The sequence below is a fragment of the Streptomyces sp. NPDC051207 genome, assembly GCF_040682395.1.
GTDB lineage: Bacteria > Actinomycetota > Actinomycetes > Streptomycetales > Streptomycetaceae > Streptomyces.
The window spans coordinates 1-14,730 of the sequence record NZ_JBFBAX010000028.1 but is presented as its reverse complement, the minus strand read 5'-3'; the positions used below and the strand labels follow the sequence as shown (position 1 = coordinate 14,730).

Annotated in this window: 6 protein-coding genes, 1 tRNA gene and 1 rRNA gene; 1 reads left to right on the top strand and 7 read right to left on the bottom strand. The window is 70.2% G+C overall.

From position 1 onward, the window contains the following. Window positions 1-57 precede the first annotated feature (57 nt). The 4 genes from AB0M97_RS24130 to AB0M97_RS24115 all read right to left on the bottom strand — a co-directional run bounded on the left by AB0M97_RS24130 (window position 58) and on the right by AB0M97_RS24115 (window position 10,493). The gene (locus AB0M97_RS24130; RefSeq protein ID WP_365963037.1) at window positions 58-897 is read right to left on the bottom strand and encodes a RodZ domain-containing protein; all 840 of its coding nucleotides are present in this window, start codon (window positions 895-897) and stop codon (window positions 58-60) included. Between the two features lie 270 nt (window positions 898-1,167). Then, on the bottom strand, window positions 1,168-3,906 hold the full coding sequence (locus AB0M97_RS24125; protein WP_365963036.1) for a DNA translocase FtsK: 2,739 nt from the start codon (window positions 3,904-3,906) through the stop codon (window positions 1,168-1,170). Between the two features lie 153 nt (window positions 3,907-4,059). Continuing rightward, the gene (locus AB0M97_RS24120) at window positions 4,060-4,740 is read right to left on the bottom strand and encodes a response regulator (protein WP_365963035.1); all 681 of its coding nucleotides are present in this window, start codon (window positions 4,738-4,740) and stop codon (window positions 4,060-4,062) included. A gap of 275 nt (window positions 4,741-5,015) precedes the next feature. Next, on the bottom strand, window positions 5,016-10,493 hold the full coding sequence (locus tag AB0M97_RS24115; RefSeq protein WP_365963034.1) for a HAMP domain-containing protein: 5,478 nt from the start codon (window positions 10,491-10,493) through the stop codon (window positions 5,016-5,018). 402 nt (window positions 10,494-10,895) lie between these two features. On the opposite strand from AB0M97_RS24115, the gene AB0M97_RS24110 reads away from it, so the two are divergent. Then, window positions 10,896-13,652: a SpoIIE family protein phosphatase gene (locus AB0M97_RS24110; protein WP_365963033.1), complete on the top strand. Its 2,757-nt coding sequence runs from the start codon at window positions 10,896-10,898 to the stop codon at window positions 13,650-13,652. Window positions 13,653-13,708: 56 nt separating this feature from the next. Here AB0M97_RS24110 and AB0M97_RS24105 read toward each other — a convergent pair. From AB0M97_RS24105 to rrf, 3 genes are all read right to left on the bottom strand, one after another. Next, window positions 13,709-13,784, bottom strand: a tRNA-Thr gene (locus tag AB0M97_RS24105). Between the two features lie 83 nt (window positions 13,785-13,867). Further along, window positions 13,868-14,530, bottom strand: a complete 663-nt coding sequence (locus tag AB0M97_RS24100) for a DegT/DnrJ/EryC1/StrS family aminotransferase (protein WP_365963096.1) — start codon at window positions 14,528-14,530, stop codon at window positions 13,868-13,870. A gap of 113 nt (window positions 14,531-14,643) precedes the next feature. Next, window positions 14,644-14,730, bottom strand: a 5S ribosomal RNA gene (gene rrf / locus AB0M97_RS24095); the annotation flags it as partial.

The window sequence follows — 14,730 nt, the reverse complement described above, 5'->3', positions numbered from 1 at the left end:
GCGGACCGATCACGGCCCGCCCCGTCGAGGCGCTTCCCCTTGCTGAACCGACAGGCCCTAGCCGACCTCGGGGTCGCCCTTCGTGTAGGTGAGCCGCTCGACGGCGCCCGGGCGGAAGTCGTCGTTGATCTTCTTGCCGTTCACGTACAGCTCGATCGCGCCGGCGTCACCGAGCACCAGGTTGATCTTGGAGCTGTCCTGGAAGGTCTTGGACTCGCCCTGCTTGAGGAGTCCGTCGAACAGCAGCCGGCCGTTGTGGTCCTTGGCGGAGATCCAGCTGCGGCCGTCGGTGGCCCTGACCTGGACGGTCACCTTGTCCTGGGGGGCGGCGGCGATGGCGCTGTCGGAGGGGTCCGGCTTGGGGTCGGTGGGCTTGGTGCCGCCGGGCGTGGGCGAGCCGGTCTTCCCGGTGGCCGGGGTGGCGCCCTCGGCGACCTGGGCGGTGGAGCCGTCGCCGTCGCCGCCGCTGACGAGCGTGAACCCGACGAAGCCGATGACGACGACGATGGCGGCGACCATGGCCGCGGTCCAGTTCGGCCCGCGCCGCTCGGGACGGATGCGCTCCGCCTCGAACAGGGGCGCGGCCGGGGTCGGGGCGGGCCGGCCGCCGTGGTCGGCGTCGTACTGCTCGATCAGCGGCGCCGGGTCCAGGTGGACGGCCTTGGCCAGGGTCCGGATGTGGCCGCGGGCGTAGACGTCGCCGCCGCAGGGCGCGAAGTCGTCCGCCTCGATGGCGTGGACGATGGGGAGGCGGACGCGGGTGGCGGTACTGACGTCGTCGACGGTCAGCCCGGCCGCGATGCGCGCCTGCTGCAGGGCACGGCCGACGGAGGGGCGGGCTTCCTCGGAAACGTCTTCGAAGGGACGCTCGTCTTCAGGGGAGTTGCCGTTGGACACGGGGGCGCCTTTCGAGCGTGTAGCCGCCTGTGCTGGAGGTTCAGTCTAGGGGGGGTGCAAAAGGGTGGGGCAACCGGGCGGTCGGACTTTGTACGCCATCGGAATGGGCCCGGCATCCCGATGGTGGGACAGGTGGATTTCGCTTCCCTCAACTTGACGTACGTCAAAGGGAAACGGTTGCTCAATGATCCCTTACGGATGCGTCACGATCGAACACCCGATTGCCGCACAGTCCGCACGGCGACGCCGTGACCACGGTGGACCGCTCCCCTACTCTTCAGCTTCCCCACGAATCCGGGCGAGCACGCCATCCAGGTCGTCAGGCTTCACAAGAACGTCACGAGCCTTCGAGCCCTCGCTCGGTCCGACGATGTTCCGCGACTCCATGAGGTCCATCAGCCGCCCGGCCTTGGCGAAGCCGACGCGCAGCTTGCGCTGGAGCATCGACGTCGAGCCGAACTGGGTGGAGACGACCAGCTCGGCGGCCTGGCACAGCAGGTCGAGGTCGTCGCCGATGTCCTCGTCGATCTCCTTCTTCTGCTTGGTGCCGACGACGACGTCCTCGCGGAAGACGGGCGCCATCTGGTCCTTGCAGTGCTGGACGACGGCCGCGACCTCCTCCTCGGTCACGAAGGCGCCCTGCATGCGGACCGGCTTGTTCGCTCCCATCGGCAGGAACAGGCCGTCGCCCTTGCCGATCAGCTTCTCGGCGCCGGGCTGGTCGAGGATGACGCGGGAGTCGGCGAGCGAGGAGGTGGCGAACGCCAGCCGGGACGGCACGTTCGCCTTGATCAGGCCGGTGACGACGTCGACGGACGGGCGCTGTGTGGCGAGCACCAGGTGGATGCCGGCGGCGCGCGCGAGCTGCGTGATGCGCACGATCGCGTCCTCCACGTCACGCGGCGCGACCATCATCAGGTCGGCGAGCTCGTCCACGATGACCAGCAGGTACGGGTAGGGCTGCAGCTCGCGCTCGCTGCCCTCCTTCGGCTTGACCTTGCCGCTGCGGACGGCCGCGTTGAAGTCGTCGATGTGCCGGAACCCGTACGCCGCGAGGTCGTCGTATCTGAGGTCCATCTCGCGGACCACCCACTGCAGCGCCTCGGCCGCCCGCTTCGGGTTGGTGATGATCGGCGTGATCAGGTGCGGGATGCCCTCGTACGCGGTCAGCTCGACCCGCTTGGGGTCGACCAGGACCATGCGGACGTCCTCCGGGGTCGCCCGCATCATGATCGAGGTGATCAGACAGTTGATGCAGGACGACTTGCCGGATCCGGTGGCGCCGGCGACGAGGATGTGCGGCATCTTCGCCATGTTCGCCATGACGTAGCCGCCCTCGACGTCCTTGCCGAGCGCGACCAGCATCGGATGGTCGTCCTCGGCCGCCGCCGCGAGCCGCAGCACGTCACCGAGGTTGACCATCTCGCGGTCGGTGTTCGGGATCTCGATCCCGACCGCGGACTTGCCGGGGATCGGGCTGATGATCCGCACGTCCGGGCTGGCGACCGCGTACGCGATGTTCTTCGTGAGCGCCGTGATCCGCTCGACCTTCACGGCGGGGCCCAGCTCGACCTCGTACCGGGTGACCGTCGGACCGCGCGTGAAGCCGGTGACGGCGGCGTCGACCTTGAACTCGGTGAAGACGTTGGTGAGCGAGGCGACCACGGCGTCGTTGGCGGCGCTGCGGGACTTGCCGGGCCCGCCGCGGGTGAGCAGGTCGAGTGACGGCAGGGCGTAGGTGATGTCGCCGGACAGCTGGAGCTGCTCGGCGCGCGACGGCAGGTCGCGCGGCTCGGACGGCGGCGCCTTGGTGAGGTCCGGGACGTCGCCCGTGTCCTCCGCGCCGGCCTTCGCGCCCTTGTTGCCCTTGTCGCTGTTGCCGGGCAGCCGCTCCTGCTTGGGCCGGGCGGCCGGCACGGGCGTCGGGGTGGTGGGCTCGCGGTCGCCGACGCCGACGCCCTGGGTGAGGTCGGCGACGACCGGCGACGGCGGCATCCCGTGCAGCACGGCCCCGTCGAGTGCGGCGGCGGCTGCCGCGGCGACGTCCACGGCGTCCGGCTGCCGGTCCATGTCGGGCTGCGGTACGGCGGAGCGCCGGGGCCGGCCGCGACGCCGGGTGAGGGCCTGCTGCTCGGCGCCTTCGGGGTCGTACGCCTCGGGGGCGGTCCTGCGCCCGCGGGGGCGCGCGGGAAGCTCCTCGCGCCACTGGTCGTCGTAGCGCTCGTCGTCCTCGGTGCGGGCGTCCACCACGGGTTCGGCCACCAGGCCGAGCCGCACGCCGAGCAGCCGCAGCCGCTGCGGAATGGCGTTGACCGGGGTGGCCGTAACGACCAGCAGCCCGAACACCGTCAGCAGCGCGAGCAGCGGTACGGCGAGCACCTCGGTCATGGTGTACGTCAGCGGGGTCGCCGCCGCCCAGCCGATCAGGCCTCCGGCGTCCCGTATGGGCTGCATGCCGGCGCCGCGGGCCGGTGAGCCGCACGCGATGTGCACCTGCCCGAGCACGCCGACGGCGAGCGCGGACAGTCCGATCACGATACGGCCGTTGGCCTCGGGCTTCTCGGGGTGGCGGATGAGGCGCACGGCGACGACGGCGAGCAGGATCGGCACGAGCAGGTCGAGCCGGCCGAAGGCACCGGTCACCAGGATCTCGACCAGCTCGCCGACGGGGCCCTTCAGGTCGGCCCAGGTGCCCGCGGCGACGATCAGCGCGATGCCGAGCAGCAGCAGCGCCACGCCGTCCTTGCGGTGCGCGGGGTCGAGGTTCCGGGCGCCCTGCCCCATGCCGCGGAACACGGCGCCGACGGCGTGCGCGACGCCGAGCCACAGGGCGCGCACCAGGCGGTAGATGCCTCCGGTGGGGCTGGGCGCCGACCTCGGCGGGGCCTTCTTCGCCGCGGGCCTTCGGGCGGGGGCTTTCTTGGCAGCGGCCTTCTTCGCCGGAGCCTTCGCTGAAGCGGCCACCTTCTTCGCGGGCGGCTTCCTGGCTGCGGAGGGACGTGAGGCCATGGGTGTGAGGTTACCGGTGGAGACGACCACCGACACGTGTGACTCCTGCTTCACCCGTTCGTGTCGTCCTTGCCCGGGCCGGAAACTGACGCGTGTTTACGCCCAAGGCCCGCGGCCGGGCCCGCCGTTCACGGACGTGGGGGTCCGGCGCGGTCAGTTCTGCGGCACCGACGACGCGCTGCCCGTGCCCGGCTCCAAGGCGTCCAGGGCCCGCCTGAGGCCGGTGAGTTTGCGTTCGAGATGGGCCGCCGTGGCCACCGCTCCGGCGTCCGTGGACTCGTCGCTGAGCTGCTTGGACAGCGCCTCGGCCTGCTCCTCGACGGCCGCGAGCCGTGCCGACAGCTCGGCGAGCAGCCCCGCCGAGTCCTTCGCCTCGTCGCCGGCCGCCTTGCCGCCGCTGCCCTCCAACTGCAGCCGCAGCAGCGCGGCCTGCTCACGCAGCTGGCAGTTCTTCATGTAGAGCTCGACGAAGACGGAGACCTTCGCGCGCAGCACCCACGGGTCGAACGGCTTGGAGATGTAGTCCACCGCACCGGCCGCGTACCCGCGGAAGGTGTGGTGCGGGCCGTGGTTGATCGCGGTGAGGAAGATGATCGGGATGTCCCGGGTCCGCTCCCGCCGCTTGATGTGCGCCGCCGTCTCGAAACCGTCCATGCCCGGCATCTGGACGTCGAGCAGAATGACCGCGAAATCGTCCGTGAGCAGTGCTTTGAGCGCTTCCTCCCCGGACGATGCCCGCACCAGCGTCTGATCGAGCGCAGAGAGGATCGCCTCCAGCGCCAGCAGATTCTCCGGCCGGTCATCGACCAGGAGGATCTTGGCCTTCTGCACCATGGCCCGCCCTCCTCGCCCCGGCAGTCCACCGGGCTCCGCCCCGGGGGACGGCTCCCTTGCGCCGCCCGCCCTCGTGCCGGTCATCGTAGCCGCACCCCGCCTGTCGCCACACCCTGTCACCGTGATGTCACTGTGCACACAGCGGGAACGCGGCACGGGTCCGGAAGGTTCCCCGAAACCCGTGCCGCTACACCGCGTCGACGCATGCAGAATCGGCAGTTCCGTTTGAACACCCTAGGTTACCGAGGTGCTCGACTGAACCCCGAACGGCACCCTCATTCTTCCCGCATCCACTGCTCCATCACCGTCAGCAGGTGGTCGGGGTCGACCGGCTTGGTGACGTAGTCGGAGGCGCCCGACTCGATCGCCTTCTCCCGGTCTCCCTTCATCGCCTTCGCGGTGAGAGCGATGATCGGCAGCCCCGCGAACTGCGGCATCCGGCGGATCGCCGTCGTCGTCGCGTAGCCGTCCATCTCGGGCATCATGATGTCCATCAGGACGACCGCGACGTCGTCGTGCTGCTCCAGGACCTCGATGCCCTCCCGGCCGTTCTCGGCGTACAGCACCGACAGGCCGTGCTGCTCCAGGACGCTGGTCAGCGCGAACACGTTGCGGATGTCGTCGTCGACGATCAGGACCTTGTGCCCGCCGAACCGGATGCCCCGGTGCGACTGCGGCGCCGGGCTCTGCTCAGCGGCCGGCCACTGCTCCGGTCGGCCGACCTGCTGCTCGGTCCGGGCGGTCACGGCCCGGCGCCGGCGCCGGAACAGCGCGGCGGGCCCGTTCTGCGTCTCGTGGTACGACTTCACCTCGGCCGGCGTCTCGATCTCCACGTCGGACAGCTCCGAGGACGGCTCGGACGCCGACGCCACCAGCTCCCCGGCGGCCAGCGAGGGCAACTGCTGGTAGCCCTGCGGCGGCAGCTCGCTCGGGTACAGCGGCAGATACAGCGTGAACGTCGAGCCGCGCCCCGGTTCGCTCTGCGCGTGGATCTCACCGCCGAGCAGCTGGGCGATCTCCCGCGAGATGGACAGCCCGAGCCCGGTGCCGCCGTACTTGCGGCTGGTCGTGCCGTCGGCCTGCTTGAACGCCTCGAAGATCACCCGCATCTTGCTCGCCGCGATGCCGATGCCCGTGTCGGTCACCGAGAACGCGATCAGGTCCGCGTCCGGGGCCGTCAGCGAGCCGGTCTCCAGCAGCTGCTCCCGGATCTTCGGCGGCACGTCGTCCCGCGCGGGCCTGATGACCAGCTCGACCGATCCGGAGTCGGTGAACTTCACCGCGTTGGACAGCAGGTTGCGCAGCACCTGGAGGAGCCGCTGCTCGTCGGTGTGCAGCGTGGCGGGCAGCTCCGGCGACACCCGCACCGACAGGTCGAGGCCCTTCTCCGCGGTCAGCGGGCGGAAGGTGGCCTCCACGTAGTCGACGAGCTGGACGAGCGCGATGCGCGTCGGGGAGACGTCCATCTTGCCCGCCTCGACCTTCGACAGGTCCAGGATGTCGTTGATGAGCTGGAGCAGGTCGGATCCGGCGCCGTGGATGGTCTCGGCGAACTCGACCTGCTTCGGCGTGAGGTTGCCGTCCGCGTTGTCGGCGAGCAGCTTGGCCAGGATCAGCAGCGAGTTGAGCGGCGTACGCAGCTCGTGCGACATGTTGGCGAGGAACTCGCTCTTGTAGCGCATGGAGACCGCGAGCTGCTCGGCGCGCTCCTCCAGGACCTGCCGGGCCTCTTCGATCTCGGTGTTCTTCACCTCGATGTCGCGGTTCTGCTGGGCCAGCAGCTCGGCCTTCTCCTCCAGTTCGGCGTTCGACGCCTGCAGCGCCTTCTGCCGCTGCTCCAACTCCGCCGACCGCTCCCGCAGTTGCTCGGTCAGCTCCTGCGACTGCTTCAGCAGCTGCTCGGTCTTGGTGTTGACGGAGATGGTGTTGACGCTGGTGGCGATCATCTCCGCGATCTGGTTCAGGAAGTCCTTCTGGATCTGCGTGAACGGCGTGAACGACGCCAGCTCGATCACGCCGAGCACCTTGCCCTCGAACAGCACCGGCAGCACGATCACCTGCGCGGGCGGTGCCTCGCCGAGCCCGGAGGAGATCTTCAGATAGCCGCTGGGCGCGTTCTCCACGAGGATCGTGCGCTTCTCGTCGGCGGCCGTCCCGATCAGCCCCTCACCGGGCCGGAACGACGTCGGCATCGAGCCCATCGAGTAGCCGTACGAGCCCAGCATCCGCAGCTCGTAGTCGTCGTCGTTCTCCGCGCTCAGGTCCTTGCCGTCGAGCAGCGGCATCGCCAGGAAGAACGCGCCGTGCTGCGCGGAGACCACCGGCGTCAGCTCGCTCATGATCAGCGAGGCCACGTCCTCCAGGTCGCGGCGGCCCTGCATCAGCGCGGAGATGCGCGCCAGGTTGCCCTTGAGCCAGTCCTGCTCCTTGTTGGCGATCGTGGTGTCGCGCAGGTTGGCGATCATCTTGTTGATGTAGTCCTGTAGCTCCTGGATCTCACCGGAGGCGTCCACGTCGATCTTCAGGTTCAGGTCGCCGCGGGTCACCGCGGTCGCCACGCGCGCGATGGCACGCACCTGCCGGGTCAGGTTCCCGGCCATCTCGTTCACCGACTCGGTGAGGTCCCGCCAGGTGCCGTCCACGTCACGCACGCGTGCCTGGCCGCCGAGCTGGCCCTCGGTGCCCACCTCGCGGGCGACGCGGGTGACCTCCTCGGCGAACGAGGACAGCTGGTCGACCATCGTGTTGATGGTCGTCTTCAGCTCCAGGATCTCGCCGCGCGCGTCGATGTCGATCTTCTTCGTCAGGTCGCCCTTGGCGATGGCCGTGGTGACCATGGCGATGTTGCGCACCTGACCGGTCAGGTTGGACGCCATCTGGTTCACGGACTCGGTGAGGTCCTTCCAGGTGCCCGCCACACCCGGCACGTGCGCCTGCCCGCCGAGGATGCCGTCCGTGCCCACCTCGCGGGCCACCTTGGTGACCTGGTCGGCGAACGAGCTCAGCGTCCGCACCATCGTGTTGAACGTGTCGGCGAGCTGCGCGACCTCGCCGCGCGCCTCGATCGTCACCGTCCGCGTCAGGTCGCCGTTGGCGACGGCCGCGGCGACCTGCGAGATGTTGCGCACCTGGACGGTCAGGTTGTTGGCCATCAGGTTGACGTTGTCGCTGAGGTCCTTCCAGATGCCGGTGACGCCCGGCACGTGCGCCTGGCCGCCCAGGATGCCCTCGGTGCCCACCTCACGCGCCACCCGGGTGACCTGCTCGGCGAAGCTGGAGAGCTGGTCGACCATGGTGTTGACGGTCGTGACCAGCTCCAGGATCTCGCCCTTGGCGTTGACGGTGATCTTCTTCGACAGATCGCCCTTGGCGACCGCGGTGGTGACCTCGGCGATGTTGCGGACCTGGCTGGTCAGGTTGTTCGCCATGCCGTTCACGGACTGCGTGAGGTCCTTCCAGGTGCCCGAGACCCCCTGCACCTCGGCCTGGCCGCCGAGGATGCCCTCGGTGCCGACCTCGCGGGCCACGCGCGTGACCTCCTCGGCGAACGACGACAGCTGGTCCACCATCGTGTTCAGCGTGTTCTTCAGCTCCAGGATCTCCCCGCGCGCGTCCACGGTGATCTTCTGGGAGAGGTCACCGCGGGCCACGGCGGTGGCGACCTGTGCGATGTTGCGCACCTGAGCCGTCAGGTTCCCGGCCATGAAGTTGACGGAGTCCGTCAGCTCCTTCCAGGTGCCCGACACGCCGTCCACGCGGGCCTGACCGCCCAGCCGGCCCTCGGTGCCCACCTCACGGGCCACCCGCGTCACCTGGTCCGCGAACGACGACAGCTGGTCCACCATCGTGTTCAGCGTGTTCTTCAGCTCCAGGATCTCCCCGCGCGCGTCGAGGGTGACCTTCTGCGACAGGTCACCCCGCGCGACCGCCGTGGTGACCTGGGCGATCTGCCGCACCTGCGAGGTCAGGTTGCCCGCCATGAAGTTGACGGAGTCGGTCAGCTCCTTCCAGGTGCCCGACACGCCGTCCACCCGCGCCTGACCGCCCAGCCGCCCCTCGGTGCCCACCTCACGGGCCACCCGCGTCACCTGATCGGCGAACGACGACAGCTGGTCCACCATCGTGTTGATGGTGTTCTTCAGCTCCAGCATCTCGCCCGCGACGTCGACCGTGACCTTCTGCGTGAGGTCGCCGTTGGCCACCGCGGTCGTCACCTCGGCGATGTTCCTCACCTGCCCGGTGAGGTTGCGGAACGCCGTGTTGACGGAGTCCGTCAGGTCCTTCCAGGCACCGGCGGCGCCCGGCACGTTCGCCTGACCGCCCAGCCGGCCCTCCGCGCCGACCTCGTTGGCCACGCGCGTGACCTCGGCGCCGAAGGCGGAGAGCTGGTCGACCATGGTGTTCACGGTGTTCTTCAGCTCCAGCATCTCGCCCGCGACGTCGACGGTCACCTTCTGCGACAGGTCACCGTTGGCCACGGCCGTCGTCACGGCCGCGATGTCCCGCACCTGAGTCGTGAGGTTCCTGAAGACCGTGTTGACGGAGTCCGTCAGGTCCTTCCAGGTGCCGGCCGCGCCCGGCACGTTCGCCTGACCGCCCAGCCGGCCCTCCGCACCGACCTCGTTCGCCACGCGCGTGACCTCGTTGGCGAAGATCCGCAGCGTCTCGGTCATCTGGTTGATCGTCTCGGCGAGCTGCGCGACCTCACCGCGCGCCGGGACCGTCACCTTCCGCGACAGATCACCGTTGGCGACCGCCGTCGTCACCTCGGAGATCCCGCGCACCTGGGCCGTCAGGTTCCCGGCCATGGTGTTCACCGAGTCGGTGAGCTCCTTCCACACGCCGGCCACCCCGGGCACCTGCGCCTGCCCGCCCAGGGCTCCCTCCGTGCCCACCTCCCGCGCGACCCGGGTCACCTCGGAGGAGAACGCCGAGAGCTGGTCCACCATCGTGTTGACGGTGTTCTTCAGCTCCAGCATCTCGCCGGCCACGTGCACCGTGACCTTGCGCGACAGATCGCCCTTGGCCACCGCGGTCGTCACCAGCGCGATGTCCCGCACCTGCGCCGTCAGCCGGTACGCCATCGTGTTGACGGACTCGGTGAGGTCCTTCCAGGAGCCGGACATGCCGCGCACCCGGGCCTGGCCGCCCAGCTTGCCCTCGGTGCCGACCTCACTGGCCACGCGCGTGACCTCGTCGGTGAACGTCGACAGCTGGTCGACCAGGTTGTTGACGGTCCGCCCGACTTTCAGGAACTCCCCGCGCAGCGGCTGCCCCGGCCCGTCCGCCCCCTGCGTGCGCAGCTCCATGCGCGGCGACAGATCACCCTCGGCGACCGCGGACAGCACCCGGCCGACCTCGGAGACGGGCCGCACGAGGTCGTCCACCAGGGCGTTGGAGTTGTCGATCGCCGCCGACCAGGAACCCTCGCAGGCGCCCGTCTCCAGCCGCTCCGTGAGTTTTCCCTCACGGCCCACCATGCGCCGCACCCGGGCCAGCTCACCCGTGAGGTGCAGATTGCGGTCGGCCACCTCGTTGAAGACCGCCGCGATTTCCGACATCACGCCGTCGCCGGACACCGTGAGGCGTTTCCGGAAATTCCCGTCCCGCATGGACACGAGGGCTGCCAGCAGCCGGTTCAGCGCGGCGGTGTCCACCACGGTGGTCCCATTGCGCGGTTTGCGCTGGTTACTCAGGGACTGTCCGCCTTTCGCGCGCGTCTTCGTGCCCCGCGTCGCTGCGCCAGACTCCACTGTGTCCCTCCCGCAGGGGTCGACCGTTACTGCTGTGCTCGGGTACCGCCGCTCGGCGTACCAGTACTACCGCTCTTGCCGCGCACTCTTGCGACCAGTGTGTATGCCTGCCCGGAACACCGGGCCCGTCCCAGGGCCGCTGCCCGCACTGCGCGGGTGCCACCCGGCCTGCCCGGACGTTCACAACCAGCTTGCCCAGTGTTTCACCCCGGCCGAACCAGGCCATAACAGTTCGGCAGCTTCGCACATCGTCCGCACACCCTCCGGGCGGAAACACTGCAGACCGGCATCCGCATGGACCGCGAAGGTAAGTAACCTTGCATGCGGCTGTCCAGCCACACCGGTCCGACCGGCCTGGGCGGTGGCACGAGTACGAGCGGGCATCGGAGGGCGGCCGCACACATGACCACCGGACTGATCCCGGGGGACCAGCCCCCGGACCCGCGGCCGACGGGCGGCCTGCCGCAGCAGCGGCGCGAGCCGGTCGGCCATGGAGTCCTGCACGTCGACGACCGGTCGAGGAGTTCTGTGATCACCGCGCGCGCGGCCGCCAGCTTCGAGCCCGTAGGGCGATCGGTCGCTAGCGCCCGCTCCTTCGTCCGCGACACCCTCCAGGGCTGGGGCTTCGCCGACATCGTCGACGACGCCGTCGTCCTCACCAGCGAACTGGTGACCAACGCCGTCGTCCACGCCGGCACCGCCGCCGACGTGCTCTGCCTGCGCTGCGACGACGGCGTACGCATCGAGGTCGCCGACCGCTACCCGGAGCGCGAGGTCCCCCTCCAGGGCTCCCCCGCCACCATGGGCAGCCCCGACCGAGAAGGCGGCCGCGGCCTGCAGCTGTGCGCGGCGCTGGCCGCCCGCTGGGGCGTCGAGTACACGTCCACCCACAAGAACGTCTGGTTCCGGCTCGACCTGCCGGAGCGCGCCGTCGGCACCCGCACGGCAGGCCCCGCCCTCCCCGCCGCCCTGCTGCCGCTCGCCGACGGCCGGGTCCGCGTCGCCGTCGTCCAGATCGACCGCACGGGCGCCATCACGTCCTGGAACGAGGACGCCGAGGAACTCTTCGGCTACCCGGCCGAACAGGTCACCGGAAAGCCGCTCACCGACCTCGCCGCCTGGCCCCACACCCCCGGCACCGGCACCGGCATCGTGGAGGCCCTCCAGCTCTCCCGCTGGGAGGGCAGCTACGGCATAAGGGACGCCAACGGCCGCGTCACGCCCGTCTACGCCTCCCACCTGCGCGTCCGCGACACCAGCGGCGAACCCTCCACGGTCTGCCTCCTGGTCCGCGACCACGAACGGGCCGTGCTGCAGACGCCGCAGCGCATGCCGTCGTCCGACTCCGGAAGCTCCGGCGAAGGCGGCCAGAGCACCGACCCGTTCGAGGTGTTCATCGGCTCACCCGCCCCGGACGACCTCGACGGCCTCCTGCAGCGCACGGTGGAACGCGCCCGCGACATGCTCGACGCCGACTCCGCCTTCCTGCTCCTGGCAACCGACGACGAGACGGAACTGGAAGTCCGCGCCTCCACGGGCCTGCCCTCCGCCCGCCAGCGCTTCGCCCGCGTCCCCGTCGAGGCGGGCCCCGGCCGCTACGGCTCGGCCCGCATGCCCGCCGTCCACGACGACCTCGCCGCCGTACCGGGCGCCGTCCCGCTGCTCAACGGCACCGGCATGCGCTCGGTCGTCACGGTCCCGCTGAAGGTCGAGGGGCGCCTCACCGGCTCCCTCGGCGTCGCCGCGGAGGCCCCCGGCCGGTACTCCAACGAGGAGGCGCTGCGCCTGCAGTTCGCCGCGGACCGCATCGCCCTGGCCGTCGAGTCGGCCCGCCTGGGCGAGCTGGAACGCCTGCGCCGCGGCTCGCTCAGCTTCCTCGTCGAGGCGTCCGACCTGCTGGCCGGCACCCTGGACCGCGACCAGACGCTGGCCCTCATGGCACAGATGACGGTGCCGACCCTGGCCACCTGGTGCGCCGTCTACACGATCGCCGACCAGGCCTCGGAGCCCTATCTGTCGTACGTCCTCCACGAGGACGAGGAGCTCATCGACGGAATCAAGTCACTCCTGTCGAAGATCCCGCCGCCGGACCCGGTACCGACGCCCGGCGCCCGCGTCTGGACGGCACCGGCCGAGGTCGCCCACCAGGCGGCCCTGCGCAGCTCCATGCGCAGCCTCGGCCTGAGCGGCGGCACGACCCGCCAGGTCACCCCGGGCATCGGCCCGACCCTCACCACGGCCGCGGCCGTGGGCGGCGAGACGGTGGTCCTGCCGCTGGTCGCCCGCAACCGCGTCATCGGCATGCTCACGCTCGGCAAGCCCACCGACGAGCACTTCCGCCAGGAGATCCTGGAACTCGCCGAGGACCTCTCCCGCCGTGCCGCCCTGGCCCTGGACAACGCCCGCCTCTACTCGGAGCGCACGGCCATCAGCCAGTCCCTCCAGCGCAGCCTCCTGCCCCCGGACGTCCCCCAGATCGAGGGTGTCGAGGTCGAGGTCATCTACCGCGCGGCCGGCGAGGGCAACGAGGTCGGCGGCGACTTCTACGACGTCTTCCCGATCCGCGACAACGCCTACGGCTTCGCCATCGGTGACGTGTGCGGTACGGGCCCGGAGGCGGCAGCGGTGACCGGCCTCGCCCGGCACGCGCTGCGACTGCTGGCCCGCGAGGGCTTCGGCGGCCCGGCGGTCCTGGAGCGCCTGAACTCCGCGATCCTCGACGAGGGCGCCCGCAGCCGCTTCCTGACACTGCTGTACGGGGAGCTGTGGCCGCAGGAGGACGGCAGCGCGGTCCTGAAGGTGGTCTGCGCGGGCCATCCCCTGCCGCTGCGCCTGCGCCAGGACGGCACGGTCGAGCCGGCCGCCGAACCGCAGCCGCTCCTCGGCGTGATGGATGACCTGGAACTCTACGAGCAGACGGTCACGCTCGACCCGGGCGACGTCCTCCTCTGCGTCACGGACGGCGTCACCGAACGCCGCGAGGGCTCTCGCATGCTGGGCGACGACGGCCTCGCGGACGTTCTGACGACCTGTACGGGCCTCACGGCGGGCGCGGTCGCGGCACGCATCATGCGCGCGGTGGAACGCTTCGCGTCGGACGCTCCGTCGGACGACATGGCCATCCTGGCGATGCGCGTCCCGGGCCACCACAAGGACTGAGCACGCGCGGACACGAAAAAGGCCCCCCGCCCGGAAGGGCGGGGGGCCTTTTCTGCTGGAGCCCCCAAACGGAATCGAACCGTTGACCTTCTCCTTACCATGGAGACGCTCTACCGACTGAGCTATAGGGGCTTGTCACTTTCGAGGGTTTTCCTCGCGGCAACGAAGGAGATCATACCCCGAACAGACCTCTGCTCCCAACCTCGGCCGGCCATTCAGAACGCCTGCTGGAGCAGCCCTCCGAGCGCGTTGCACGCGGACACGATCCGCTGCATGTCCCGCTTGGTCAGCGCGGCGTCGACGGGCAGCGCGAGCGTCTCGTCGGCGGCCCGTTCGGTCTCCGGCAGGGACACGCAGCGCCGGAATTCGGGCAGCCGGTGCACGGGCGTCTTCACCGGCACCCGGCAGTCAACTCCCTTGCCCCGCACGGCCCGTGCGAAGGCGTCCCGGTCCGGCCGGCCGTTCCCCGGCACACGCACGACGTACTGCTGGTAGGTGTGCCCGTCGCCCCCGTCCGGCGTCCGCACACCCCGCAGCTTCGCATCGAGGAACGCGGCGCGCTGCCGACGCTGGGCTATCTCGTCGTACGGCGCCTCCGACTCCCCCTCCTGCAACACGAGAAGCCCGTGCCGCTGCCCAACTCCGTGCAGCCGGGCCATGTCCGCGGGCCGACCGAAGCGGTGCACGGCGACGACAGCTGCCGTGCGCGGGGTGACGGCGGCCTCCACCGCGACCGGATCCAGGCAATACGTCACGGGATCTATGTCGGCGAACACCGGCAGCGCGCCCGCCAGGGCCACGGCCCCGGCAACCTCGACGTTCCCGAACGCCGGCACGATGACCTCGTCACCGACACCGACACCGGCGGCCCTGAGCATTGCAGCAGTACCCATACAGCGGATGGTGGGCGTGCAACGTGAACTCCACGTGACGCACAACAAAAAAGGGTTGGACCCCGAACCGAAGTTCAGGGTCCAACCCTTCAATGATTGTTCGGCGGTGTCCTACTCTCCCACAGGGTCCCCCCTGCAGTACCATCGGCGCTGTAAGGCTTAGCTTCCGGGTTCGGAATGTAACC

What these genes read in the sequence shown, in the direction of transcription:
- AB0M97_RS24100 (WP_365963096.1), bottom strand. Translation starts at nt 14,530, where the DNA reads ATGCTCAGGGCCGCCGGTGTCGGTGTCGGTGACGAGGTCATCGTGCCG.
- AB0M97_RS24110 (WP_365963033.1), top strand. Translation starts at nt 10,896, where the DNA reads ATGACCACCGGACTGATCCCGGGGGACCAGCCCCCGGACCCGCGGCCG.
- AB0M97_RS24120 (WP_365963035.1), bottom strand. Translation starts at nt 4,740, where the DNA reads ATGGTGCAGAAGGCCAAGATCCTCCTGGTCGATGACCGGCCGGAGAAT.
- AB0M97_RS24125 (WP_365963036.1), bottom strand. Translation starts at nt 3,906, where the DNA reads ATGGCCTCACGTCCCTCCGCAGCCAGGAAGCCGCCCGCGAAGAAGGTG.